Origin of the sequence: Comamonas terrigena NBRC 13299 (assembly GCF_006740045.1) — a bacterium.
In the GTDB taxonomy this organism is placed as follows: Bacteria; Pseudomonadota; Gammaproteobacteria; order Burkholderiales; family Burkholderiaceae_C; genus Comamonas; species Comamonas terrigena.
In genome coordinates, this window is the sequence record NZ_AP019749.1 from 2,046,349 (window position 1) to 2,071,946 (window position 25,598).

Below are 25,598 nucleotides of genomic sequence, written 5' to 3' on the forward strand. Positions count from 1 at the left end.
TTCCGCCCGGTTTGTCTGCAACCGGGCTGCCAGCTCCTTACACTTGAACACTATTGTGAAGAGCAGGAAAGCAAGCATGCAGCATGTCGAACTGGGCCGCAGCGGCCTGAAAGTCAGCCCCATCTGCCTGGGCACCATGACCTTTGGAGAGCAGGTGAACGAGGTGGACGCCCACCGCATCCTCAGCCGTGCGCTGGAGCGTGGCGTGTATTTCTGGGACACGGCCGAGATGTATGCCGTGCCGGCGCGCGAAGCCACCTACGGTGCGACCGAGACCATTCTGGGCAACTGGTTCAAGGCCAACCCCGGCCAGCGCGACAAGGTGGTGCTGGCCAGCAAGGTGGCCGGGCCCTCGCGCGGCATGCCCTGGATCCGCGAAGGCACGGGCCTGAGCAGTGCCGACATCGTGGCCTCCTGCGAGGGCAGTCTGCGTCGTCTGCAGACCGATGTGATCGACCTCTACCAGATCCACTGGCCGGAGCGCCATGTGCCTGCCTTCGGCGCGCTGTACTACGAACCGGCCAAGGACAACTCCGCGACCCCGATCCGCGAACAGCTGGAGACACTGGCCAAGCTGGTGCAGCAGGGCAAGATCCGCCATGTGGGGCTGTCCAACGAAACGCCTTATGGCGTGCACGAGTTTGTGCGCCTGGCCGAGGAATATGGCCTGCCGCGCGTCGCCAGCGTGCAGAACCCCTACAGCCTGCTGAACCGCAGCTGGGAAAACGGCATGGACGAGAGCTGCCACCGCCTGGGCGTGGGCCTGCTGGCCTATTCGCCGCTGGGCGTGGGCCTGCTGTCCGGCAAGTACGACGCCATGGGTACGCAGGCGCCGGATTCCCCGCAGGGCCGCATTGCCAAGTACGAATCGGTACGCAAGCAGCGCTGGGGCCGCCCCGAGGTACTGCCCGTGGCCCGCCTGTACAACGCGCTGGCGCGCCAGCACGGCCTGATGCCGTCGCAGATGGCCCTGGCGTTCTGCTACACCAAGTGGCAGGTGGCCAGCACCATCATTGGCGTGACCAGCCTGGCGCAGCTCGACGAAGATCTGGCGATCTGGGGCACGCAGCTGTCTGCGGAACTGCTGGCGCAGATCGACGCCATCCGCTGGCAGCACCGCGACCCGGCGCAGTGACAGGGCGGCACGCCCGCTAAAGCGGCGCTGCTTGCCTTGCGCACCTGCGCTGCAAGGGAACGGCTGTGTACCGGGCGGTGCCTGCAGGGCCAGGCTACCCTGGTTCCATCGGTCTTCCACGCGCTTGTCAGGCGTGTGGGAGGCGAGGCTATCCATTCAGAGAATATGGCAAAAAAAGACAAAGCCCATGTGAGCGAGACCCCGGCCACCCAGCTGCTCAAGGCGCACAAGGTGGAGTTCACCGAGCACCCGTATGAGTACGTGGAGCATGGTGGCACCAGCGAATCGGCACGCCAGCTGGGGCTGGACGAGCACGCGGTGGTCAAGACCCTGGTGATGCAGGACCAGGATGCCAGACCGCTGCTGGTGCTGATGCATGGTGATTGCACCGTGTCCACCAAGAATCTGGCGCGCCAGATCGGCGCCAAGAGTGTCGAGCCCTGCAAGCCCGAAGTGGCCAACCGCCACAGCGGCTATCTGGTGGGCGGGACGTCGCCGTTTGGCACGCGCAAGGAGATGCCGGTCTATATCGAGTCCAGCATCCTGGATTTGCCGCGCATCGCCATCAACGGTGGGCGCCGTGGTTTCCTGGTGCAGATCGCCCCCCGGGTTTGTGTGGAGCTGCTGAACGCCAAGCCGGTGCAGTGCGCGCTGGCACAATAAGCGCTTCGGGGCGGCCCTGGCCGGCCCCTCCAAAACCGGAAAAACAACAAATACCAGCCGCCTGCCTTGGAGGGCAGGCAAGGATTTCTCTCTTGAACGCATTGCTTCCTTCCCTGGCCACCGTGCTCGCCTACCTGATCGGTTCGCTGTCGTTTGCCGTCATCGTCAGCCGCGCTTTCGGCCTCAGTGACCCGCGCACCTATGGCAGCGGCAACCCCGGCGCTACCAATGTGCTGCGCTCGGGCAGCAAGAAGGCGGCGGCCGTGACGCTGCTGCTGGACGCGCTCAAGGGCTTTGTGCCCGTGGTGCTGGTGAAATATGCCGGCCCCCAGTTCGGGCTGGAAGAGGGCACGCTGGCGCTGGTGGCCATTGCGGCCTTCCTGGGCCATCTGTTCCCGGTGTTCTTCCAGTTCAAGGGCGGCAAGGGCGTGGCCACGGCGCTGGGCGTGCTGCTGGGCATCAGCGGCTGGCTGGGTCTGCTGGTGCTGCTGACCTGGCTGGCGGTGGCGGTCATCAGCCGCTACTCCTCGCTGTCGGCCCTGATTGCCTCCATTGCCGCACCGGTGTACTACGTGCTGCTGGACGGTAGCCTGTGGTCGGCAGAAAAGCCGCTGCTGGCCGCCATCATCGCCATGTCGGCCCTGCTGCTGTGGCGCCATGCGCAGAACATCGGCCGCCTGCTCAAGGGCCAGGAAAGCAAGATCGGCAGCAAGAAAGACAAGGCCGCTGCCGCCAAGGGCAAGGCCGCCAAGCACTGAGTCAGGCCTTTCGTCCCCCCACACCGAAGCCCTGCAGCCCACGCTGCGGGGCTTTTTGCTGGTGGGGGCATCGCGGGAATGCCGCGGTGCAGGCGGAGGGCGGTGGGCCAAACCTATAATCAAAGGTTGTTCCGTGCCGTAGCAAGCAATTCGGCTCCTGGCACACCGAAACCCCCATATCCATGAGCACTCCCACTTTCTCCGTTGCCGACATCCGGAAGACGTTTCTGGACTTTTTCGCATCCAAGGGCCACACCATCGTGGAATCGAGCCCGCTGGTGCCGGGCAACGACCCCACCTTGATGTTCACCAACTCCGGGATGGTCCAGTTCAAGGACGTGTTCCTGGGCACGGACAAGCGCCCCTACAACCGTGCGACCAGCGTGCAGACCTGCCTGCGCGCCGGCGGCAAGCACAACGACCTGGAGAACGTGGGCTACACCGCCCGCCACCACACCTTCTTCGAGATGCTGGGCAACTGGTCGTTCGGTGATTACTTCAAGCGCGAGTCGCTGAAGTGGGCGTGGGAGCTGCTGACCGAGGTCTACAAGCTGCCGGCCGACAAGCTGCTGGCCACCGTGTACGCCGAGGACGACGAGGCCTACGACATCTGGACCAAGGAAATCGGCCTGCCGCCCGAGCGCGTGATCCGCATCGGCGACAACAAGGGCGGTCGCTACAAGTCCGACAACTTCTGGATGATGGCCGACACCGGCCCCTGCGGCCCCTGCTCGGAAATCTTCTACGACCACGGTGCACACATTGCCGGCGGTCCTCCCGGCTCGCCCGATGAAGACGGCGACCGTTTCATCGAAATCTGGAACAACGTGTTCATGCAGTTCGACATGGACGAGCAGGGCAACGTCAAGCCGCTGCCTGCGCCCTGCGTGGACACCGGCATGGGCCTGGAGCGTCTGGCGGCCATCCTGCAGCATGTGCACAGCAACTACGAGATCGACCTGTTCCAGCACCTGATCAAGGCGGCTGGCCGCGAGACCCATACCGCCGATCTGGAAAATCCCTCGCTGAAGGTGATTGCCGACCACATCCGTGCGACCGCCTTCCTGGTGGCCGACGGTGTGATCCCTTCCAACGAAGGCCGTGGCTATGTGCAGCGCCGCATCGTGCGCCGCGCCATCCGCCACGGGTACAAGCTGGGCCAGAAGACCCCGTTCTTCCATAAGCTGGTCAAGGATCTGGTCGCCACCATGGGCGATGCCTATCCCAAGATCCGCGAGCAGGAAGCCCGCATCACCGAGGTGTTGAAGGTCGAGGAAGAGCGCTTCTTCGAGACCCTGGCCCACGGCATGGAAATCCTGGACAGCGCACTGGCTGGCGGCACCCAGGTGCTGCCCGGTGATGTGGCCTTCAAGCTGCACGACACCTATGGCTTCCCGCTGGACCTGTCCAACGACGTGGCGCGCGAGCGTGGTCTGTCGGTGGACGAGGCCGGCTTCCATGCAGCCATGGAACAGCAGAAGAACCAGGCCCGTGCGGCCGGCAAATTCAAGATGGACCGTGCGCTGGAGTACACCGGCGCTGCCAACACCTTCACCGGCTATGAGAAGCTGGCCGAGCCGGCCACGATCGTGGCGCTCTACGCCGATGGCGTCAGCGTGAGCGAGCTCCAGGCCGGCCAGTCCGGCGTGGTGGTGCTGGACACCACCCCGTTCTACGCCGAATCCGGCGGCCAGGTGGGCGACCAGGGCGTGATCGCCGCTGGCGACGCACGCTTTGCCGTGGAAGACACGCAAAAGATCAAGGCCGATGTGTTCGGCCACCATGGCCAGCTGGCAGCCGGCAGCCTGAAGGTGGGCGACGCCGTGCAGGCACAGGTGGACACCCAGCTGCGCGCAGCCACCGTGCGCAACCACTCGGCCACCCACCTCATGCACAAGGCCCTGCGCGAAGTGCTGGGCAGCCATGTGCAGCAAAAGGGCTCGCTGGTCAACGCCGAGCGCACCCGTTTCGACTTTGCGCACAACGCGCCGGTGACGGCCGAGCAGATCCGCGAGATCGAAGCCCGCGTGAATGCCGAAGTGCTGGCCAACAGTGCCACCGATGCCCGCGTGATGGACATCGAAAGCGCCCAGAAGACCGGCGCCATGATGCTGTTTGGCGAGAAGTATGGTGAAACCGTGCGCGTGCTGGACATCGGCACCAGCCGCGAGCTGTGCGGCGGCACCCACGTGCACCGCACGGGCGACATCGGCCTGTTCAAGGTGGTGGGCGAATCGGGTGTGGCCGCTGGCGTGCGCCGCATCGAAGCGGTGACGGGCGAGAATGCGCTGGCCTATCTGCAGTCGCTGGAATCCACGGTGGATCAGGCTGCGGCGGCCTTCAAGGCGCCTGCTGCCGAGCTGACCCACCGCATCGGCGGTGCGCTGGAGCAGATCAAGGCACTGGAAAAGGAAATCGCCGCCCTCAAGGGCAAGCTGGCTTCCAGCCAGGGCGATGAACTGGCCACGCAGGCCGTCGAAGTCAACGGCGTGAAGGTGCTGGCGGCCAAGCTCGATGGCGCCGACGCCAAGACCCTGCGCGACACCATGGACAAGCTCAAGGACAAGCTGGGCGCGGCCGTGATCGTGCTGGCGGCCGTGGACGGCGACAAGGTGCAGCTGGCTGCCGGTGTGACCAAGGCCGAAACTGCCAAGGTCAAGGCTGGCGAGCTGGTGAACTTTGTGGCCCAGCAAGTGGGCGGCAAGGGTGGCGGCAAGCCCGACATGGCGATGGCCGGTGGCTCGGATGCAGCGGCAGTGCCGGCCGCTCTGGCATCGGTGCAGGCCTGGGTGTCCGAGCGTCTGTAAAACATCGTCGCTGCGGCAGCGGAAAACCCTGTTTTCCGGCCATGCATGAAAAAGCCCGCCATGCGCGGGCTTTTTTTCGTTATCGTTCTGGGTTTTTGCTGTGATGGCCCGGGGTGGGGCTGCACGCGCCAGGAAACTCCACGATGCCATTGATTGCCCGCCTTGCGCTGGGATGTAGGAAGACACAGGACTGTCTGCGCCAGTGCGGGAGCAGGGCCGCTTGGCGTGCCCTGGCGGCATGCATGGCGCTGCTGCTGGGCGTTGCGACGGGGGCGGCGGCGCAGCGCGTGACCTTCATCAACCCGGGAAAGAGCAGCGAGGGCTACTGGGTGACGGTGTCGCAGGTGATGCAACAGTCGGCACGCAGCCTGGGCATGGAGCTGGAGATCCTCTATGCCGAGCGCAATCGCCTGATGCCTATCACGCTGGCCAAGGAAATCGCACAGCGGCCGGCGCGCAGCAAGCCGGACTACCTGGTGGTCACCAACGACTACAGCGTGGGCCCGGAAATCCTGCGCTCGCTGGAAGGCGCCGGGATTCCGGTGTTCATGGTGTTCAGCGGCATCCCGGAGGATCTGCATGCCCAGACCGGCCGCCCGCGCGAGCGCTATCCGTTCTGGCTGGGCAGCATGGAGCCGCGTGCGGAAGATGCGGGCTACATGACCGCCCGGGCGCTGATCCAGAAAGCGCGCGCCATGCCGCAGCTGCGCGGCGCTGACGGCAAGCTGCACTTCATGGCAGTGGCCGGGGATCGCTCCACCACCGCCTCGGCGGCACGGAACAGGGGCATGCTGCGTGCGGTGCAGGAAGCCAAGGAGGTGGTGTTCACCCAGCAGGTCTATGGCGAGTGGCTGCGCGAGCGGGCGCACGAGCAGGCCAAGGTGCTGTACCAGCGCTATCCCGATGCCCGCCTGGTCTGGGCTGGCAGCGACCAGATGGCTTTTGGTGCCATGGAGGCCTGGAGACAACAAGGCGGCGTGCCGGGCAAGGATGCCTTGTTCAGCGCCATCAACACCTCCCAGGAGGCCCTGGATGCCCGCAGGCGTGGGGAGTTGACGGCGCTTGCCGGAGGCCACTTCCTGGCGGGTGCCTGGGCGTTGGTGATGCTCTACGACCACTTCCGGGGCATCGACTTCGCCTCCGAGGGGCTGGAGCTGCATTACCCCATGTTCATGCTGCTGAATGAAACCAATATTCCGGCCTTCGAGTCACGTTTTGCACAGGTGCAGACGCGTGTGGACTTCAAGGCCTTCAGCAAGTTCCACCAGCCGAAGTTGAAGCGCTACGACTTCGACATCGGCCGTTTGCTGCGCTAGCCCGCGGCCTATTCATGTCGTCTGCAGACACCACGCGCTTCCGTTCCATTTCCACGCTGCTGATCCAGCGCATTGTCTGGCTGTCGTTGGGCTGCATGCTGGCGTTGGGCGGGTTGCATGCCTGGATCGAGTTCCGGCATGAACAGGCCAGCTTCGAGCGGTCCATGCGCCTGCTGGCGGACAACAGCATGCGCAACCTGTCGATGGCACTGTGGGACATCGATCCCAGGGCCGTGCGCGAACAGGTCGACTGGATGGGCGCACTGCCGGAGGTGGCCCAGGTGCAGGTGCAGGCGCTGGCCACGGGCGAGACGTTCAGCAGCGGTCGGAATGTGCGGGACGTGCCGGCCACCGTGACGGTGCAGATCATGCCGCCGGACGGACAGGCGATTGCACTGGGTGTGCTGGAGATCTGGGCCGACCCGCAGTACTTTCTCTCCACCATGGCGCAGTCCACGCTGCGCGTGACCTTTGGCTATGCGCTTTTCACGCTGCTGATCTGCGTGATGGTGGCCTGGGTGCTGGGGCGCGAACTGCGCCAGCCGCTGTCCCAGATTGCGCACTTTGCCGCCGGGCTCAAGCCCAACGCGTTGAGCAAGCCGCTGCAGCTGCAGCGCCCGCAGCGCGCGCAGTCCGATGAGATTGACCTGGTGGTGCAGGGCTTTTTGCAGCTGCAGGGCGATGTGCGCAGCCACATCGACAATTTGGATGGGTTGGTGGCCGACCGCACCCAAAAGCTGGAAGTGCTGGTGGATGAGGTCAAGCGCCTGTCGCTGACCGATGCCTTGACAGGCTGTTTCAACCGCCGCGCACTGGATGAGCGCCTGCCGTCCGAGCTGGAGCGCAGCCTGCGCTATGGCCGGCCGCTGTCGCTGGTGTTTGTGGACATCGACCATTTCAAAGCCATCAACGACCAGCATGGCCACGGCGTGGGGGACATCGTGCTGCGGGAAGTGGCGTTGCGCCTGCAGACGCATCTGCGCAGCCAGGTGGACTGGGTGGCGCGCTACGGGGGCGAGGAGTTTCTGCTGGTGATGCCGGAAACCACGGCCCGCGAGGCGCTGGAATCGGCGCAGCGGCTGGCCGATTTCGTGCGTACCGGCCCGGTGCTGGCGCAGGGCGTGGCGCTGCAGGTGACGGCCAGCTTCGGCATTGCCCAGCTGCGCGGGCGCGAGACACTGTGCAGCTTGCTGGAGCGGGCCGACAGCATGCTCTACCAGGCCAAGGCCGATGGCCGCAACTGCATCCGCATGGCGTTGTAAGTTGTTGCCCGGCACTGGTGCTGCTGGAAAAGCAGCAGATTGAAAGCAGTGGATGGGCGGTCCAGGAGGCTGCGGGGCGAGCCTAGAAAAGCTCGACGTCGTCGTGGGCGACCTGATGGCCCAGGGCACCTTCGGCCACCAGGCTCTCGTAGTGGCAGACCTGGTTGCGGCCGTGCTGCTTGGCGTAGTACAGGGCCTGGTCGGACTGGCCCAGGATTTCCACCGGCGAGCACAGGCGCGTGCTGGTAAAACCCAGGCTGACGGTGATCTGGCCCAACTGCGGGAAGGCGTGGGATTCCACGGTCTTGCGAAAACGCTCGAACACCTGGTGCGCTTCCTTCAGCGAGGCGGCGCGCAGCAGGATCACGAACTCCTCCCCGCCAAAGCGAAAGATGCGGTCCTGGGTACGGAACGAGGCGCGCAGCAGATTGGCCACCAGAATCAGCACCTCGTCACCAAACAGGTGGCCGAAGCGGTCGTTGACCTGTTTGAAGTGGTCGATGTCCACCACCGCCAGCCACTGCTGGGGGACTTCGTCGCTCAGGCTGTGCGGCGCCGCGGCGACGCTGGCATTGGCTTCCAGGCTGGCAAAGCGGATGAACTGCTCGTCAAAGGTCTTGCGGTTGAGCAGGCCCGTCAGGGCATCGCGTTCGCTGTAGTCCAGCAGGCTCTGGTAGTTCTGGTAGACGCGGAAGATGCCTTGCAGCACCTCGATGCGCTGGGTGCTGAAAGGGCGGGACTGGGTGATCTCGAGGCAGGTGCGCGCCTTGTTGTGCATCCACACCGGCAGCCACAGCACATGGTGGTGGGGACCATCGCTGTGGCGGGCACTGCTGCGGGCCTGCTGGATACACTCGGCCAGCGGTGGCAGCGTGTGCAGGGGCTGGCCACGCTGGTCGCTGGAGGCCTCGCAGTCGGAAGACAGGATCTCGCCGTCCTGCAGCCAGGTGCGGGGACGGATCAGGGTGCCTTCGGCCTGCTCGGACAGCTCCAGCGCGCGCACATTGGTCACATGGGGCAGCTGCTGCATGGTGGAGAGTACCGACACTTCCAACCGCACGTGATCGCGGTGGCCGGTCATCTCAACCAGGTTCTGAAGAATTTGCATGCTGCCTTGTCGGACTCAATGAACTGGGGGTGCTATACGCGGCGGAAAACGACGTCCCACACGCCATGGCCGAGACGCAGGCCGCGGTTTTCGAACTTGGTCAGCGGGCGGTAGTCGGGTTGCGGCGCATAGCCTTCGGCAGTGTTGCGCAGCAAAGGTTCGGCGTCCAGCACTTCCAGCATCTGTTCCGCATAAGGCTGCCAGTCTGTGGCGCAATGGATATAGCCACCGACTTTCAGACGAGCGGTCAACTTGGCCACAAAAGCGCTCTGGATCAGACGCCGCTTGTTGTGTTTCTTCTTGTGCCAGGGGTCCGGGAAAAAGATGTGGATGCCGTCCAGGCTGCCTTCGGGCAGCATCTGCTCCAGCACTTCCACCGCGTCGTGCTGGAGGATGCGGATGTTGGTGATGTCGTGCTCGCCAATGCGCTTGAGCAAGGCGCCCACGCCGGGCTCGTGCACTTCGCAGCACAGGAAGTTGTCATCCGGGCGGACACGGGCAATGTGTGCCGTGGCTTCGCCCATGCCAAAGCCGATTTCCAGAATCAGTGGCGCGGTGCGGCCAAAGGCGGCCTGCGCGTCCAGCGGAGCGTTCTGGTAGTTCAGCAGATAGCGGGGGCCCAGGTCTTCAAACGCCTTGGCCTGGCCGGTGGTCACACGGCCGGTGCGGCGCACGAAGCTGCGGATGGTCTTGGGGTGGAGCACACCGGCAGGCGCCTGGCCTTGCGGGGTGGGGGCTGCATCAGGGGCAGCGGGGGTATGAGGAGTATCGGTCACGGGCCGCATTGTAAAAGCCCTGCCAATTCAGGACCCATGTGTGCAAGGCGTCCGGGATTGTCGCGGGGCTCTCCACGGGCGGCAAGCCCAGTACAGAGGCGGCTTGATATAGCGCAAACAATGGGTCGCTGAGATCCAGTGGTGTGGCGCCATGCTGCTTGGAGAGCTTTTCTCCATCGGGCATCAGCACCAGCGGCGTGTGCAGATAGGCCGGTGTCGGCACGCCCAGAGCATGCTGCAGCAGCATCTGGCGGGGGGTGTTGTCGGTCAGGTCTTCGCCGCGCACCACATGGGTGATGCCCTGCAGCGCATCGTCCACCACCACGGCCAGCTGGTAGGCATACAGGCCGTCGGCGCGCTGCAGGATGAAGTCGCCCACGGCCTCGACGGGGCGCTGGGTTTGGGGCCCCAGGCGCCGGTCCTGCCATTGCAGGCAGCCATCTTCCAGTACAAAGCCGGCCGGTGTCGCCCCGGCCGCCTGCCTGGCAGGCCAGTCCCGCACATATTCATCGAGCCGGAAACGCCAGCTGCGCGCCGGTTTGCCGTGCAGGCCGTGGCGGCAGGTGCCGGGGTAGGGACGCTCCACATGGCGCACATGGACCACGCCCTGGGCCGCCCAGGCGGCTTCCAGGTCACGGCGTCCGCAGCCGCAGGGGTAGGCCAGGTCGCTGTGCCGCAGCTGCTCCAGCGCGGCGGCGTAGTGCGCCTGGCGCTGCGATTGCCAGACCGGAGGTGCGTCGGGATGCAGACCGCATTGGGCCAGCTGCTGCAGGATGTACTGGTCGGCGCCGGGTTGGCAGCGCGGTGGATCGATGTCTTCGATGCGCACCAGCCAGGTGCCGCCATGGGCGCGGGCATCCAGCCAGCTGGCCAGGGCGGCGACCAGCGAGCCCGCGTGCAGCGGGCCGGTGGGGGAGGGGGCAAAACGGCCGCAGTAGGGAGCGGCCGTGGCGGGCAAGGTGACCGCAGCAGCGGCCGAAGGTGGGCAGGCAGAGTCAGGCATGTGCGGGCACAGGCCTGGCAGGCGGCACCATCACAGGGTGCCGGCCCGCAGGCCGCAGGAGATCAGGCTGGATTGTCCACCTGATCGGCAATGGCCAGCGCCAGATCCAGGCCGGAGAGGAATGCGTCTTCGACCCGCATGCCCACGCACCAGTCGCCGCAGACGCCGAACTGCTCGTGCGAGTCCCAGGCAAACGACTGGCCCAGCGGGGTGCTGGTGCGGGCGTGGGGCCACAGACGCACATCCATGTGGCTGGGCTGCACGCGGATGCCCGTCACTTCGGTGAAAGCCTTGTGCAGCTTGGCGAGCACGCGGGCCGGGCTGTCATTCTGGTGCTTGTGCGACCATTCGGCACTGGCGTGCACCGTCCAGCGTTCCTTGAGCGAGCGGCCGGGCTTGGACGATTCGCGCGCCAGCCAGGCAATGCGGTGGTGGGTGCTGCTGGCCACGTTCCAGTCCGGGCCCAGTGTGGTCACGCCGGGCTGCATGGCCTGGGGGAAGGACAGCATCATGGTCCAGCAGGGTTCCATTTCCACTTCCGACAGCGGCAGGGTCAGCGGGCTTTGCACGCCGCTGCCGCGCAGCAGCAGGGTGGCTGCCGGAGCGGGGATGGCCAGCACCACGGCGTCAAAGCCAGCATAGACATTGGGGGCGTCATCCGGGCTGGAGACGCGCAGCTGCCATTGGTCCGGGTGCAGGCGGTCGCGTTCCAGGGCCTGGACCTGGGTGCGGGTGTGCAGCATGCCATGGCGCTCCAGCGGGGCGGCCCAGGTGCGCACCAGATCGCCCATGCCGGGGCAGGCCACCCAGTGGTGTTCCTTGCCATTGGGGCGAGCGACTTTCTTGCCGGTTTCGTCCAGCACCACGATGGTGGTGGCGCTCCAGGGGCGGCACAGACCCGGTACGGTCACGTCCAGCGCCTGGGCAAAGCGCGGGTCGCGCACGGTGAAGAACTGCACGCCGGCATCGAAGCTGCCGTTGGCGGTGTCGACATGACCCATGCGGCCGCCGGCCTGGGCTTCTTGTTCGAAGACCGACACGCGAAAGCCGGCCTGCACCAGGGTGCGGGCGCAGGCGGTGCCGGCCATGCCGGCGCCGATGATGGCGATGTGATAGGGGCGGGAGGGAGCGGGCAGAGGGGTGTCGTAGGCTGCGTTGCGCGGCATGGAGAGTCTCCGTTATGGGTATGGGGTGCGCGGCGCTGGGCGTGCACTCCGGTTCACACTCTACACTGCATCCGACCCGCCGCCGGGCAGGTGGGGGTGCCGTGAATGGGCCAGCAGGGCGTTGCGGGTGGTGGGGCTTTCCAGCTGTTCCAGCCACCACTGCAGGGCCCGGCCGGGGCGGGTGTGCGCCGAAGGTGTCCACGCATAGCGCAGCCGCATATTACGCGTGGGGCGGGCGACGTCCTTGACGCGGAGCAAGCCGGCTGCAACATAGGGAGCGACCATGCTGTCGGGCAGAAAGCCGCAGCCCAGGCCACGGATCTGGGCCTCGATCTTGGCGGGCATGCTGCCCACCGTGAGGGTGTCCTGCCCGCCGAGCAGGCCCACGCTGGCAGCGTCGCGCACGCCGGAGTCCGCCACCACGATCAGCCGGTGGGCCAGCAGGGTCTCGTCGTCGATGGGTTCGGCGGCATTGGCCAGCGGATGGTGGGGCGCCACGGCAAAGCGGAAGATCATGTCGCCCAGATCGCGGGTCTGCAGACTCGCTGTGTCGCTGGACTGCACGCTCACGCCGATTGCCAGGTCGGCGCGGCCGGAGGTGAGGGTCTCCAGCGTACCGGACAGAATGCCTTCCACCAGCTTCAGGCGGGTCGGAGGGTGCAAGGCGTAAAAGGCTTCGACCAGATCCAGCAGGGTGGCACGGTGGATCACGCCGTCGACCACGATGGTCAGCTGCGGCTCCCAGCCGGTGGCCACGCGCTTGACGCGGTGGGCCACGGCGTCCATGTCCTGCAGCAGACGGTCGGCTTCCTGCAGCAGGGCCTGGCCGGCTTCGGTGGGCTGGGCCTGGCGCGAGCGGCGGTCGAACAGCAGCACATCCAGCGCCTCTTCCATCTGGCGCACGCGGTAGGTCAGGGCGCTGGGGACCAGGCCCAGGGTGCGCGCGGCGGCGGCAAAGCTGCCGGTGTCGGCGATCACCTGCAGCATGGACAGACTGTCGGGGGTGAGCACGTCGCGGGGTTGGGGCATGGCAGTGCAGGATGCAAAAGATTTGAATGATGCCATCAAACCCATGTTGCCCCCTGCAACAGCCCCCGCCCTACAGTACATCCATGGGTTGCACAACAGCGCGCAGCCCGCCATTCACACAAGGAGCACCGCGATGATCCGCATCCACAAATCCGCCGACCGGGGCCACGCCGACCATGGCTGGCTGGTGTCCCAGCACAGCTTTTCCTTCGCCAGCTACTACGATCCGGCCCATATGGGCTGGGGCAATCTGCGCGTCATCAATGAAGACCGCATCGCCCCCGGCACCGGCTTCGGCTCCCATGGTCACCGGGATATGGAGATCGTCAGCTATGTGATGTCGGGCCAGCTCTCGCACAAGGACAGCATGGGCAACGAGCAGGTGATTGCACCGGGCGAGGTCCAGCGCATGACCGCCGGTAGTGGTGTGGTGCACAGCGAGCACAACCACGCCGCCGGTCAGACCACGCATTTCCTGCAGATCTGGCTGCTGCCGCTGCGCCAGGGCATGGAGCCCGGCTACGAGCAAAAGCGCTTCACCAATGCAGAGAAAACCAATATCCTGCGCCTGGTGGCATCGCCGGATGGCGCGGAGAACTCCGTGCAGCTCAATGCCGATGCCCGCATCTACGCCACGCTGATGGACGGTTCCACCGCACTGCACCAGGCCCTGGATGCACAGCGCAAGGCCTATGTGTTTGTCGTTTCGGGCGCGGTGTCCATCAATGGACAAAAGCTGACAAGTGGGGATGCTGCGCTTATCGAGAATGAATCCAGTCTCACGCTGGACCAGGCCAGCCAGGCCGAGGTCTTGGTGTTTGATCTGGCCGCCTGATTGGTACAACTAGGAGCACGCAACATGATGTGGAATTCTTCTCAGAACGTCTTTGCGCTGGTCGGGCGCATCCTGATGGCTTTTCTGTTCATCCCTGCCGGGTTCGGCAAGATCAGCGGCTTTGCCGGAGCTGTGGGCTATGCCGGGGCGATGGGTATGCCCATGCCCACCGTGGCCGTCGGCATCGGTCTGCTGATTGAGCTGGTGGGGGGCGTCGCCCTGCTGCTGGGCTGGGGCACACGCTGGGCGGCCCTGGTGCTGGCGTTCTTTACGCTGGTGGCCAGCTTTTTCTTCCATGCCTACTGGGGGCTGCCGGCCGATCAGGCGGGCATGCAACAACTGCTGTTCAACAAGAACGTGGCAGTGGTGGGTGGGCTGCTGGCCTTTGCCGCCTTCGGTGCGGGCGCCTTCAGTGTGGATGGCCGTCGCCGTACCCTGTAAGCTGTGCTGCGCAATGCCGCCGTGCGGCGGTGTTGACTACCTTCCAAAGGCGCCCTCTGGGCGCCTTTTTGGTTGTGTGGGCGGCAGCACCCAAGGCGTGCTGATGGGTGATGGACTGGAGGCTTGGGCGCATGGTCTGCCGCGGAGATGCCATGCAGAACCCAGAGCCGGCCTGCACGCGATTTCGGGCGGTGGTGCCGGCGCCACCGGGGGGCAGTTTGGCATGCCGCGCCGCGCAAGGGTTGTCAGCCTGCTGCAATAAAAAAACGGTGCAGATGACTGCACCGTTGTTCTTGAGCGCTGGGGCTGGAGGCCGCTCAGGCGTACTCCACCGGGGTCAGCATGGTCTTGATCTTGTTGGCCAACTGGGCCACGGCCAGGGCTGCCGGGCAGCCAGGCATGCTGTGCAGCAGCAACTGGCGGCGCATCACCGATTCACGCACGGCCTTGTCGGCGGGAATGTCGCCCATGTGGATCAGGCGCATGGGGTTGCCGGATTCCGTGCTGACAAAGCGGTTGAGCACCTGTTGCAGCTGGCCGGTGATGGCGCGGCCGTCACCGGGGCGTGCGGCTTGGTTGATCACCAGGCGCATGTTGTGGCGCTTTTGCTGGGTGGTCAGCACCTTGATGGCGGCGTAGGCATCGGTCAACGAGGTGGGTTCGGGCGTGGCCACGATCAGCACTTCGGAGGCCAGCGACACGGAGAACAGCACCACGTCGGAAATGCCGGCGCCGGTGTCGAGCAGCACCACGTCGTAGCGGGGCGCCAGTGTGTCGATCACATGCATCAGCTGGTTGCGGATTTCCGGGGTCAGGCGGGAATATTCCACCATGCCGGAGCCAGCCAGCAGCACCGAGAAGCCACCGGGCGCGGTGATCACCGCTTCGTCCAGCGTGGCCTTGCCGGTGAACACATCGTGCAGCGTGACCTTGGGGTAGAGGTTCAGCACCACGTCCAGATTGGCCAGACCGAGGTCGGCATCCAGCACCAGCACGCGCAGGCCGTGGCGGGTGAGGGCTGCCGCCAGGTTGGCGGAGACAAAGGTTTTCCCGACGCCACCCTTGCCACTGGTGATGGCAATGATGTGCGCACGCGAACCACGCGAAGAAGGTACATGCGTGGACTGGGCAGTGGCTAACGGGGAAGGGGGGGGCAGCACGTCGCTCATCTTATTGCTTTCAGTTGACGCTGCCGGCAGGCTCATCCACGGCGTTCCACGCCGCGGCATCTTCGGAAACATCCGCCCAGGTGGACGGCATGTGGGTCAAAGGCCCAAATAGTAAGCTTTTTTCTTCTGCAGAAACGGTACTGTCCGGTTGTTCTTCGATATGCACGCAGTTGCGACCGCTACTTTTGGAGCGGTAGAGCTGTTGGTCCGCACGCTCCAGCCACAGTTTGCGGGTGCTGCGGATCCATTGGAGCGCGAAGGCGCCGCCGACGCTCACAGTCACCTGCAGCTCCTGGGTGGGGGAAATGGGCACGCGCACGGCTTCGACCGCACGGCGGATGCGCTCGGCCACCGATTTGCCGAATGCAGCATGGCAGGCTGGCAGGCTGGCAGGACGATGGCGAATTCCTCGCCACCAAAGCGCACCAGGGTGTCCATGGGGCGCACACTGTCGGCCAGCACGCGGCTCACGGCCTGCAGCACCTGGTCGCCAGCCACGTGGCCATGGGCGTCGTTGATGTGTTTGAAGTGGTCGATGTCCAGCATCAGCAGCAGGGCTGCTTCGCCCGAACGGGCCACACGGTCTAGTTCACAGTCGATGACCGTGAAAAGCTGGCGGCGGTTGGACAGACCGGTGAGTGGATCTTTGAGCGACAGCTCGCACAGACCGTCAATGAGGGCCTGCAGATAGCGAGCAGGCTCAGCGTCTGCAGGCAGCTGGCCGGCACCTACCAGTGCGCGCGCAGCTTCCAGTTGCAGATCCTGCAGGGACACCATGGGGAAAGCCTTAGATCCAGTCACGAAAATTGTTCGAAAGTGTGACGGAAGTGTATCAGCCTCGCGCATACCCTGGCGGCACCGACGATTTTGGCGTCGGAGTTGAAGGGGCCAGGGACGAGAGAGCTTGGGCATCGGTTCGGTACAGCACCAGGTCATCGCCGGGCACCAGTGCGCCGGCACGTACCAGTATCTGTTCCACGGGGAGTTTCATTCCCCCGATATGCAGGGCAATTCCCTGCTTTTGCAAGGATCGCCGCAGCCGCACGAACATTTCGACGCCTGTTACGTCGATGCGGTTGATGGGCAACGCGGCCAGATACAGGATGCGGATGTCCGGGCGCTGTGCCAGCTGGTCGGTGATGTGGCGCTCCAGCGACTGTGCGGAGGCAAAATCCAGTTCGGCATCCATGCGCAGGGCCAGCACCTCCGGGGCGATGGCGGGCAATTGCCACAGGTGGCGGTCGCGCAGGCTGCCGTCGGGATGGGGCGCCACTTCGATGATGCGGGGGTGCAGGCGCTGGTACAGAAAATAGCCCAGGCTCAGCACAATGCCGGCAAACACCCCCCAGTACATCTGCGGCGCGGTCAGCAGCGTCAGCAGCAGGGTGGCCAGGGCAATGCAGCCTTCCACCCTGGAGATCTGGAACAGGTAGAGGATGGCCCGGGGCTTGATCAGGTTGACCACGGCCGTGATGACGATGGCCGCCAGCGCGGCCTGCGGCACATGGTAGAGCGCGGGAATGAACCACAGCACCACCACCACCACCAGCAGGATGGCAAAGAGGTTGGAGTACCCGGTCTTGGCGCCGGCCAGCAGATTGACGGCCGAGCGCGAGAACGATGCGCTGGTGGCAAAGCTGCCGAACAGGCCGGCGCTGATCTTGGACAGGCCCTGGGCGATCAGGTCCTGGTTCTCGTTCCAGCGGGTGCCTGCCTGCTGGTGCTCGACCTGGGCGCTGGATGCGGTTTCCAGGAAGCTGACCAGCGAGATCACCAGCACCGGCAGGATCAGCGCGCTGAATTCCTCCCAACTGAGCATGCCGGGCCATGTGAGGTGCGGCAGGCCGCTGGGCAGATGGCCCACCACATCGCCACCGGCATCGGCATACCCCGTGGCCCAGCTGACGATGCCGGTGAGGGCGATGATGACAATCGCCGACGGAAAGGCCGCGCGCCAGCGCTTGGCCAGCACCAGCAGCGCAATGCTGCCCACGCCGTAGGCAATGGCATGTCCGTCAAAGTGCTGGAGCGAGGGCGTGTTCCAGACGGCACTCCAGGTGCTGCGCAGGCCCAGCACCGCTGGCAGCTGGGAAGCCAGGATCAGCAGCGCGGCCGCCTGGGTGAAGCCGGTCAGCACCGGGGCGGTGACCAGGTTGAGCAGCCAGCCGGCACGCACCAGCCCCAGTACGGCCTGCACCAGACCGGCCAGAATGGCCATCCAGGCTGCCAGCAGCACCCAGTGGGCGGACCCGGGCTCGGCCAGCCCCGTCAGCGAAGCACCGATCAACAGCGCACTCAGGGCGGTGGGGCCGACGCCCAGCCGGGGAGAGCCGCTGAACAACACCGCGATCAGGGCCGGGACAATGGAGGCATAAATGCCGGTGATCAGCGGCATGCCAGCCAACGCAGCGTAGGCCACGCCCTGGGGAAGCAGCATCAGCCCGACCGTCAGACCGGCCCAGAACTCCCCTTGCAGCAATGCGGCGGTGGGCCGGGGCCAGGCCAGAAAAGGGAAGTAACGGGCGAGAGAGGTCAGCATGGCCCGATTGTGCGTGGTTTCACACCAAAGCGCTGAGGCGCGCTCGACAGGAGTGCAGTTGCTGCTATGGAATTGAATAGCACCGCCTATCGGTCGTGCAGGGGTTTGTCCTACGCTCCGCTGAGAGGGCGCCTCACTCCGTGCCATGTGGGAACCACGTAGAGTCGGCTGGCATGGCCTTGCGCCATTCCGATGAACTGTCAGAACGAAGGAGCAGACACCGTGAGTAAATCGACCCAACGCATTGTGCAGATCATTGCCGTTTCGGCTCTGGCCTTTGGCCTGGCGGCCTGCAACAAGGCTGCTGACGAGGGACAGACCGCAGGCCAGAAGCTCGACAGCGCCATCGCCAACACCGAAAAGGCAGCGGACAACGCGGCGGCCAATGCCTCCGCTGCCGCCACCAATGCCGCTGATGCAGCCAAGGACGCCGCCAAGGAAGCTGGCAATGCCATGGTCTCGGCAGCCGACTCGGCCTCGATCACGGCCGCAGTGAATGCGGGCCTGATCAAGGACTCCGAGCTGAGCGCCATCAAGATCAATGTGGACACCAAGGACGGTGTGGTCACGCTGACGGGTGAAGCACCCAACCAGGCGGCCAAGGACCGCGCCGGTGATATCGCCAAGGCGGTGCAGGGGGTGAGTTCGGTGGCCAACAACCTGACCGTGAAGGCCGGCTGAGCCGGCTTTGCCTTGCCCCTGCTGTACCGGCATGCTGGTGCAGCCGCAAAAAAAGCTGCGATGCGTCGCAGCTTTTTTTTTATGGTCCAGTCCAGCCCTGCCGCCTTGGGCGGGCGGCTGGCAAGGGGTTATAGCTCCTCGACGCGGCGTGCGGGGTAGCTGTCCCAGCTCTGGCAGCCGGGGCAATGCCAGAAATGGGTGCGGGCTTCAAAGCCGCAGGCGGCACAGCGGTAACGCAGCAGCGGTTTGCTGGCATGGTCCAGCGCTTTTTGCACGGCGGGGTGGAACTGTTCCTGCTCCAGCTTTTCGCCTGCCAGCCACTTGGTGGCCGCGACCAGCGAGGGTTCCCGGGAGAGGTGCTGCACATACCAGCTGCGGGCGTCGGCCTGGGCTTCGCTGTCTTGGGGCGATGCGGGGGCTGCCCCCAGCGCGACCAAGGCGTCCAGCAGGTCCAGCGAAGGTGTCTGCTGGTAGTGCTGGCGCAGCAGGGCTGCGGCATCAGTGGTGTGGTTGCTGGCGGCCGCCACTTCCAGCAGCAGCGGTGCGGCCAGTGGCAGGCCCTGCGGTGTTTCGCGCGACAGCGTGACCAGGGACTGGAAGGCGTCCTCGGAGCGTTGCAGGCGGTGCAGCACCTTGGCCAGTTCGATGCGTGGGCGGATGGACTGGGGGGCGATGGCCACGGCTTCATGGAGCAGGTCCATGGCGGGCTCCAGCTGGGCGTGGGCGGCTTTTTCGCTGGCTTGCTCGCACAGGTAATGGGCCAGGCGGGCGCTGAAGTCGCCTTGGTTGGCAGTCTGCATGCGGCGGGCAATGTCCGCAGCCAGCGGCCAGTCGCGTGAGCGTTCGTAGATGGCCAGCAGTGCCAGGCGGGATTCGGTCTCGTAGGGCGTGCCTTCCAGGCGGCGCAGGGCTTCTTCGGCACGGTCCAGCAGGCCGGCTTTCAGAAAGTCCTGGGCCAGACCGTGCTGGGCACGTTCGCGGTCGGAGGCGCTCAGGTCTGCCCGTGACAGCAGGTGCTCGTGCACGCGCACGGCGCGGTTGTATTCGCCACGGCGACGGAACAGATTGCCCAGTGCAAAGTGCAGCTCGGTGGTGTCGGGGTCGTTCTGCACGGCCTCGATGAAGGCGTCAATGGCTTTGTCCTGCTGCTCGTTGAGCAGGAAGTTCAGGCCTTTGAAATAGGCCTTGGGTGCCTGGCGGTTTTCCGCGCGGATCTGGCGCAGGTCCAGGCGCGAAGCCAGCCAGCCCAGGATGAAGGCCAGCGGCAGGCCCAGCAGGATCCAGCTGAGGTCAAATTCCATGGATGCTCGAGGAAATGGTGTCGGAAGAGGTCACAGGTGCCGGCGTCTCGGCATTGGCGGGCGCCGGGGCTGGTTTCTGGGCGTGGGCTGCAGCCTTGCGGTGCTTCCACCAGCGCGGCACCATGCCGAGCACCCCGGCAATCAGGCCCATGCCGAAGGCAGACAGTACCACCAGGACCAGAGGGGCCCGCCATTGCGTGCCAAAGAAGAAATGCACCGTGACTTCTTGCTGGTTGTTCAGCGCGAAGGCGAAGAGGGTGAAAAAAATGGCTGCCTTGAGCAGCCACAACAGGTATTTCATGCGCGCCCTTGTAGTGACGCTCTGATTCTAGAACCTTCGCTGTGCTTTTTGAGCCAGCACAGCATGCGGATGCAAGGGCTCAGGCCTTGCGTTGCAGAAGGGTGGTGGTGTCGCTGGTGGCCGCGGGCACGGGGTGGTCTACATCTTCGCGCAGCGCCTTGCCGGGCTTGAAATGGGGAACGCGCTTGGCGGGAATCTGCACGGCTTCGCCGCTGCGGGGATTGCGGCCCAGACGGGGGGGGCGGCGGGTGACAGAAAAGCTGCCAAAACCGCGGATCTCAATGCGCTGGCCACGCACCAGGGCGTCGCTCACGGCGTCCAGGATGGTTTTCACGGCCAGTTCGGCGTCGCGCTGAGTCAGCTGATCGAAGCGGGCGGCCAGTTCCTCGACGAGGTCAGATCGGGTCATCGCACAAAAGTGAGGCTAGGGTGAAAAGCGCAGCGGGCGCCGAGAGAGCGCCCGCTGCTTGCGAATCCTCAGTGTTAGCGCAGGGCTAACACTGTGGGATTACTTGTCGGCGTCCAGCTTGGCGCGCAGCAGAGCGCCCAGGCTGGTGGTGCCGGCGTTTTCCTTGGAGGATTGGGCCGACAGGGAAGCCATGGCTTCTTGCTGTTCAGCTTGGTCCTTTTGCTTGATGGACAGCTGGATGTTGCGGGTCTTGCGATCCACGTTCACCACCACAGCAGTCACTTCGTCGCCTTCCTTCAGCACGGAACGGGCATCTTCCACGCGATCGCGGGAGAGTTCGGACACGCGCAGGTAGCCGATGATGTCTTCGCCCAGATCGATTTCAGCGCCACGTTGGTCCACGGTTTTGACCTTGCCGGTCACGATCTGGCCCTTGTCGTTCACGGTCACGAAGGTCGTGAAAGGATCGCTGTCCAGTTGCTTGATGCCCAGGGAGATGCGCTCGCGCTCCACGTCCACGGCCAGCACGATGGCTTCGACTTCCTGGCCCTTCTTGTAGTTACGAACAGCGGCTTCGCCGGTTTCGTTCCAGGACAGGTCGGACAGGTGCACCAGACCGTCGATACCGGCAGCCAGACCCACGAACACGCCGAAGTCGGTGATGGACTTGATGGGGCCCTTCACGCGGTCGCCGCGCTTGGTGTTCTGAGCAAATTCTTGCCAGGGGTTGGCCTTGCATTGCTTCATGCCCAGGGAGATGCGACGCTTGTCTTCGTCGATTTCCAGAACCATGACTTCCACTTCGTCACCCAGGGTGACCAGCTTGGAAGGAGCAATGTTCTTGTTGGTCCAGTCCATTTCGGACACGTGCACCAGACCTTCGATACCGGGTTCCAGTTCCACGAACGCGCCGTAGTCGGCAATGTTCGTGACCTTGCCGAACAGACGGGTGGCCGAAGGATAACGGCGCGACACGCCCATCCAAGGATCGTCGCCCATTTGCTTCAGGCCCAGGGACACGCGGTTCTTTTCGGTGTCGAACTTCAGGATCTTGGCAGTGATTTCCTGGCCGGCAGTCACCACTTCCGAAGGGTGACGCACGCGGCGCCATGCCATGTCGGTGATGTGCAGCAGACCGTCGATGCCGCCCAGGTCAACGAACGCACCGTATTCGGTGATGTTCTTGACCACGCCTTGCACGATGGCGCCTTCCTTCAGGGTTTCCATCAGCTTGGCGCGCTCTTCGCCCATGGAGGCTTCGACCACAGCGCGGCGCGACAGCACCACGTTGTTGCGCTTGCGATCCAGCTTGATGACCTTGAATTCCAGGGTCTTGTTTTCGTAGGGGGTCAGGTCCTTGATGGGACGGGTGTCGATCAGCGAACCGGGCAGGAAAGCGCGGATGCCGTTGACCAGAACGGTCAGGCCGCCCTTGACCTTGCCGGAGGTGGTGCCGGTCACGAATTCGCCGGATTCCAGCGCCTTTTCCAGCGACAGCCAGGAAGCCAGACGCTTGGCGGTGTCGCGCGACAGGATGGTGTCGCCGTAGCCGTTTTCGATGGAGCCGATGGCCACGGACACGAAGTCACCCACTTGGACTTCGACTTCGCCCTGGTCGTTCTTGAACTCGTCCAGAGGCACGTAGGCTTCCGACTTCAGGCCAGCGTTCACCACCACGAAATTGTGCTCAACGCGCACGACTTCAGCGGTAATGACTTCGCCAGGACGCATTTCGGTGCGTGTCAACGACTCTTCAAAAAGGGCTGCAAAAGATTCAGACATGTAGTTCCTTGACTGCAGACAGGTTTCCGACGGCACCATTGCCGGCGTTTTTATGGCTGTAAGCAGAGGCTTGCAGGTGTCACCCTGCGGGTTAAAAGGTTGCAAACCGCAGCACCAGTGCGCATGAAAAAGGCGCGAATGTGGTGTGCGGACCCAGTGCTCAGCCTTGTGCGGCGGGCGCAAAAGGCTGGCGCGCTGCCCACCAGTCCATCACCTGTTGTACGGCTTCTTCGGCCGTGCCGGTGGAATTGTCCAGTTGCAGCGCGTCTTCTGCGGGCTTGAGGGGGGCGGCTGCGCGATGCATGTCGCGCGCATCCCGGGCTTCAAGGTCCGCAAAAAGCGCCTGCATATTAGCAGGAAGTCCCTTGGAAATCAACTGCTTATACCTACGCTCGGCGCGGCATTGCACGCTGGCCGTGAGGTAGACCTTCAGCGGTGCGTGCGGGAAGATCACGGTGCCCATGTCGCGGCCGTCGGCCACCAGTCCGGGCAGGGCGCGAAAGGCGTGCTGCACGCCCACGAGGGCGCTGCGCACGGCCGGGAAGGCCGAGACCTTGGAGGCGTTCATGCCGGCTTCCTCGGTGCGGATGGCCAGCGAGACATCTTCACCGTTGACCAGCACGCGCTGGTCGGAGGTGAATTCCAGCTGCTGCGCGGCAATCAGTGCGGCAATGCGTTCGGCGTTGGTGGCTTCCAGTGCCATGCCGGCGCGGGTGGCCACCAGACCGGTGATGCGGTAGAGCGCGCCGGAATCCAGCAGCCGGTAGCCCAGGCGTTCTGCCACCTGGGCCGCCACCGTGCCTTTGCCGGAGCCGGAAGGGCCGTCTATGCAGATCACCGGAATCTGCTGTGCCGGGGTGTCGCACACGGCAAACAGCGATTCAAAGAAATCCGGGAAGGTCTTGCCCACGCACTGCGGGTCTTCGATGCGCACCGGCAGGCCGGCCGGATTGAAGGCGGCCAGTGCGAAGCACATGGCCACGCGGTGGTCGTCATAGGTGTGGATGCTGGCGGCTTTCCAACCGGTGGCACTGGCGGGCGGGGTGATGCGGATGTAGTCCGCGCCTTCCTCCACCGTGGCGCCCAGCTTGCGCAGCTCGCAGGCCATGGCGGCGATGCGGTCGGTTTCCTTGACGCGCCAGCTGGCGATATTGCGCAGCGTGGTCGTGCCATCGGCATACAGCGCCATCACGCCCAGCGTCATGGCGGCGTCGGGAATGTGGTTGCAGTCCAGATCGATGGCCTTCAGCGGCCAGGTGCCACGGCCGACCTGCAGCCAGTTGGGGCCGCTTTCCACCTGCGCGCCCATGGCCTGGGCGGCCTCCACAAAACGGATGTCGCCCTGGATGGAATCCTTGCCCACGCCCAGAATCCGCACGCCCGTTTGGCCTGGCGTGGCGGCTGCCAGGGCGCCGAGTGCGATGAAGTAGCTGGCGGACGAGGCGTCGGCCTCCACATGGATGGCGCCCGGCGACTGGTAGCGGCTGCCGGCGGGAATCACAAAGCGCTGCCAGTTCTCGTTGTGCACCTGGATGCCAAAACGCGCCAGCAGCTCCAGCGTGATGTGGATGTAGGGCTTGGAGATCAGTTCCCCCACCACCTCGATGGTGATGGCCTTGTCTGCAGCCTGCAGGGGCAGGGCCATCAGCAGCGCGGTCAGGAACTGGCTGGACACGTCACCGCGCACCTGGATGGGGGCATCACTCCAGGCGCTGAAATCCGGTTGGCCGATTTTCAGCGGCGGGAAGCCTGCGTCCTTGAGGTAGTCGATCTGGCAGCCCAGCTGGCGCAGCGCATCGACCAGGTCGCCGATCGGGCGCTCGTACATGCGGGGCACGCCCGTCATTTCAAAGTTGCCACCCAATACGGCCAGGGCCGCAGTCAGCGGGCGCATGGCGGTGCCGGCATTGCCCAGGAACAGGGTGGCCGCCGTGCCGGCGGGCAGCCGGCCGCCAATGCCGGTCACGGCAATTGGCTGGCCGGGGGTGACGGCATCGGGTGTGATGGTGCAGCCCAACTGCTTGAGTCCGGCCAGCATCACGCGGGTGTCGTCGGAATCCAGCAGGTCTTGGATAGTGGTTGTTCCCTGGCTCAGCGCGGCCAGCAGCAGTACGCGGTTGGAAATGCTTTTGGAGCCGGGCAGGCTGACGGTGCCGCCGGCCGTGGCCAGCGCGGGAAGGTCCAGGAATGCGGTGCGGTACATGCAGGAGGAATTATCAAAAATACAGTCAGGCCGGCGTGCGGGCCGCCGGGGGCTGACCCATGGTCCAGTGCAGGCGGGCATCGCTGGCGTGGGTCAGCAGGGCTTGCAGCGCCTGGTCGTCATCGGCCAGCATGGCCTGCTCCAACTGCTGCAGCGCCTGCTGGAAGTGGCGGGACTGGGCCAGCACTTCTTTTTTGTTGGCCAGCAGCACATCGCGCCACAGGCGGGGCTCGCCGCCAGCAATGCGGGTGAAGTCCCGAAAGCCGGGGCCGGCCAGCGACAGGAAGTGGGCCGCTTCCGGCTGGGCCAGCACGCCGTTCATCATGGCAAAGGCCAGCAGGTGCGGCAGGTGGCTGACGGCTGCGAACGCGGTGTCGTGTGTTTCCGGTGCCATGCGGGTCACGCGGCAACCCAGTGCCTTCCACAGTGCTTCGGCATGCTGCAACTGGGGCGCCAGGGTGTGCTCGGTGGGGGTCAGCACCACCAGGGCATTGCGGTACAGGTGGACGTCGGCGTGTTCGACGCCGGCCACTTCCTTGCCGGTAATGGGGTGGGCTGGCACAAAGCTGCCGAAGCTGTTGCCCAGTGCACTGCGCGCTGCGTGCACCACATCGGTCTTGGTGGAGCCCACGTCCATTACCAGCGTGCGGTGGGTGACCTGCTGCTGGATGGATTGGAGCGTGGCTTCGGTGGCAGCCACCGGCATGGCCAGCAGCACCAGATCGGCACCGGAGGCAGCCATGGCTGCGGTGGGGGCGATGTCATCGATCACGCCCATCTGGCGGGCGCGTTCGGTGGTGGAGGGGGATTTGCTGTAGCCGACTACGCGCTTCACCAGACCGGCTTCTTTCAGTGCCAGCGCAAACGAGCCGCCCATCAGGCCGCAGCCGATCAATCCCAGTTGTTCAAACATG

General features: G+C 64.9%; 22 protein-coding genes and 1 pseudogene. 9 read left to right on the top strand and 14 right to left on the bottom strand.

The features are described 5' to 3' along the window. The first annotated feature begins 76 nt into the window (after positions 1-76). The 6 genes from CT3_RS09315 to CT3_RS09340 all read left to right on the top strand — a co-directional run bounded on the left by CT3_RS09315 (position 77) and on the right by CT3_RS09340 (position 7,941). A complete protein-coding gene (locus CT3_RS09315; protein WP_066534569.1) occupies positions 77-1,135 on the top strand; it encodes an aldo/keto reductase in 1,059 nt (352 codons plus the stop codon). Positions 1,136-1,300: 165 nt separating this feature from the next. Then, complete coding sequence (gene ybaK, locus CT3_RS09320; RefSeq protein ID WP_066534566.1) at positions 1,301-1,798, top strand: Cys-tRNA(Pro) deacylase; 498 nt, start codon at positions 1,301-1,303, stop codon at positions 1,796-1,798. A 92-nt stretch (positions 1,799-1,890) separates the two neighbouring features. Further along, positions 1,891-2,556 (top strand): glycerol-3-phosphate 1-O-acyltransferase PlsY, encoded by a 666-nt coding sequence (gene plsY, locus CT3_RS09325; RefSeq protein WP_066534563.1) that lies wholly within the window; start codon positions 1,891-1,893, stop codon positions 2,554-2,556. A gap of 182 nt (positions 2,557-2,738) precedes the next feature. Further along, positions 2,739-5,363: an alanine--tRNA ligase gene (alaS, locus tag CT3_RS09330; RefSeq protein WP_066534561.1), complete on the top strand. Its 2,625-nt coding sequence runs from the start codon at positions 2,739-2,741 to the stop codon at positions 5,361-5,363. A gap of 242 nt (positions 5,364-5,605) precedes the next feature. Further along, complete coding sequence (locus CT3_RS09335; RefSeq protein WP_066534558.1) at positions 5,606-6,679, top strand: ABC transporter substrate-binding protein; 1,074 nt, start codon at positions 5,606-5,608, stop codon at positions 6,677-6,679. Between the two features lie 14 nt (positions 6,680-6,693). Continuing rightward, positions 6,694-7,941, top strand: coding sequence for a GGDEF domain-containing protein (locus CT3_RS09340; RefSeq protein ID WP_066534555.1), 1,248 nt, complete (start codon positions 6,694-6,696; stop codon positions 7,939-7,941). A gap of 82 nt (positions 7,942-8,023) precedes the next feature. Here the strand turns inward: CT3_RS09340 and CT3_RS09345 are convergent, their stop codons facing one another. The 5 genes from CT3_RS09345 to CT3_RS09365 all read right to left on the bottom strand — a co-directional run bounded on the left by CT3_RS09345 (position 8,024) and on the right by CT3_RS09365 (position 13,023). Further along, entirely contained in the window at positions 8,024-9,049 is a 1,026-nt protein-coding gene (locus tag CT3_RS09345) for a GGDEF domain-containing protein (protein ID WP_066534553.1), read from the bottom strand. A 32-nt stretch (positions 9,050-9,081) separates the two neighbouring features. Next, complete coding sequence (trmB, locus tag CT3_RS09350) at positions 9,082-9,834, bottom strand: tRNA (guanosine(46)-N7)-methyltransferase TrmB (RefSeq protein ID WP_066534551.1); 753 nt, start codon at positions 9,832-9,834, stop codon at positions 9,082-9,084. Further along, positions 9,791-10,828, bottom strand: coding sequence for a tRNA glutamyl-Q(34) synthetase GluQRS (gluQRS, locus tag CT3_RS09355; RefSeq protein WP_066536005.1), 1,038 nt, complete (start codon positions 10,826-10,828; stop codon positions 9,791-9,793). Before gluQRS ends, trmB begins: the two co-directional genes overlap by 44 nt. Positions 10,829-10,890: 62 nt before the next feature. Then, positions 10,891-11,994 carry an NAD(P)/FAD-dependent oxidoreductase gene (locus CT3_RS09360; protein WP_115594676.1) on the bottom strand — a complete coding sequence of 368 codons (1,104 nt, stop codon included), beginning with the start codon at positions 11,992-11,994 and terminating at the stop codon, positions 10,891-10,893. Between the two features lie 60 nt (positions 11,995-12,054). After that, positions 12,055-13,023 (bottom strand): LysR family transcriptional regulator, encoded by a 969-nt coding sequence (locus CT3_RS09365; RefSeq protein WP_066534548.1) that lies wholly within the window; start codon positions 13,021-13,023, stop codon positions 12,055-12,057. Positions 13,024-13,156: 133 nt separating this feature from the next. On the opposite strand from CT3_RS09365, the gene CT3_RS09370 reads away from it, so the two are divergent. Together CT3_RS09370 and CT3_RS09375 are read left to right on the top strand one after the other, a co-directional pair. Further along, on the top strand, positions 13,157-13,858 hold the full coding sequence (locus CT3_RS09370; RefSeq protein ID WP_066534542.1) for a pirin family protein: 702 nt from the start codon (positions 13,157-13,159) through the stop codon (positions 13,856-13,858). Positions 13,859-13,885: 27 nt separating this feature from the next. Continuing rightward, a complete protein-coding gene (locus CT3_RS09375) occupies positions 13,886-14,299 on the top strand; it encodes a DoxX family protein (protein WP_066536000.1) in 414 nt (137 codons plus the stop codon). Positions 14,300-14,616: 317 nt separating this feature from the next. Here CT3_RS09375 and CT3_RS09380 read toward each other — a convergent pair whose 3' ends face one another. From CT3_RS09380 to CT3_RS09390, 3 genes and pseudogenes are all read right to left on the bottom strand, one after another. Next, a complete protein-coding gene (locus CT3_RS09380) occupies positions 14,617-15,468 on the bottom strand; it encodes a MinD/ParA family protein (RefSeq protein WP_066534540.1) in 852 nt (283 codons plus the stop codon). Positions 15,469-15,478: 10 nt separating this feature from the next. After that, a pseudogene (locus tag CT3_RS09385) lies at positions 15,479-16,245 on the bottom strand (GGDEF domain-containing protein). Between the two features lie 55 nt (positions 16,246-16,300). Continuing rightward, positions 16,301-18,007 (bottom strand): SulP family inorganic anion transporter, encoded by a 1,707-nt coding sequence (locus CT3_RS09390; protein ID WP_066534537.1) that lies wholly within the window; start codon positions 18,005-18,007, stop codon positions 16,301-16,303. A 222-nt stretch (positions 18,008-18,229) separates the two neighbouring features. On the opposite strand from CT3_RS09390, the gene CT3_RS09395 reads away from it, so the two are divergent. Then, positions 18,230-18,688 carry a BON domain-containing protein gene (locus CT3_RS09395; protein ID WP_066535997.1) on the top strand — a complete coding sequence of 153 codons (459 nt, stop codon included), beginning with the start codon at positions 18,230-18,232 and terminating at the stop codon, positions 18,686-18,688. Between the two features lie 128 nt (positions 18,689-18,816). Here the strand turns inward: CT3_RS09395 and lapB are convergent, their stop codons facing one another. The 6 genes from lapB to CT3_RS09425 form a co-directional block, all read right to left on the bottom strand. Continuing rightward, positions 18,817-19,989, bottom strand: coding sequence for a lipopolysaccharide assembly protein LapB (gene lapB, locus CT3_RS09400; protein ID WP_066534534.1), 1,173 nt, complete (start codon positions 19,987-19,989; stop codon positions 18,817-18,819). After that, positions 19,979-20,290: a LapA family protein gene (locus CT3_RS09405; protein WP_066534531.1), complete on the bottom strand. Its 312-nt coding sequence runs from the start codon at positions 20,288-20,290 to the stop codon at positions 19,979-19,981. Before CT3_RS09405 ends, lapB begins: the two co-directional genes overlap by 11 nt. Positions 20,291-20,369: 79 nt before the next feature. Beyond that, positions 20,370-20,699, bottom strand: coding sequence for an integration host factor subunit beta (locus tag CT3_RS09410; protein WP_066534529.1), 330 nt, complete (start codon positions 20,697-20,699; stop codon positions 20,370-20,372). A 99-nt stretch (positions 20,700-20,798) separates the two neighbouring features. Next, positions 20,799-22,481: a 30S ribosomal protein S1 gene (rpsA, locus tag CT3_RS09415; RefSeq protein WP_066534527.1), complete on the bottom strand. Its 1,683-nt coding sequence runs from the start codon at positions 22,479-22,481 to the stop codon at positions 20,799-20,801. A gap of 160 nt (positions 22,482-22,641) precedes the next feature. Then, on the bottom strand, positions 22,642-24,684 hold the full coding sequence (locus CT3_RS09420) for a bifunctional 3-phosphoshikimate 1-carboxyvinyltransferase/cytidylate kinase (RefSeq protein ID WP_066534524.1): 2,043 nt from the start codon (positions 24,682-24,684) through the stop codon (positions 22,642-22,644). 25 nt (positions 24,685-24,709) lie between these two features. Beyond that, positions 24,710-25,597 (bottom strand): prephenate dehydrogenase, encoded by an 888-nt coding sequence (locus CT3_RS09425; protein ID WP_066534522.1) that lies wholly within the window; start codon positions 25,595-25,597, stop codon positions 24,710-24,712. Position 25,598 lies beyond the last annotated feature (1 nt).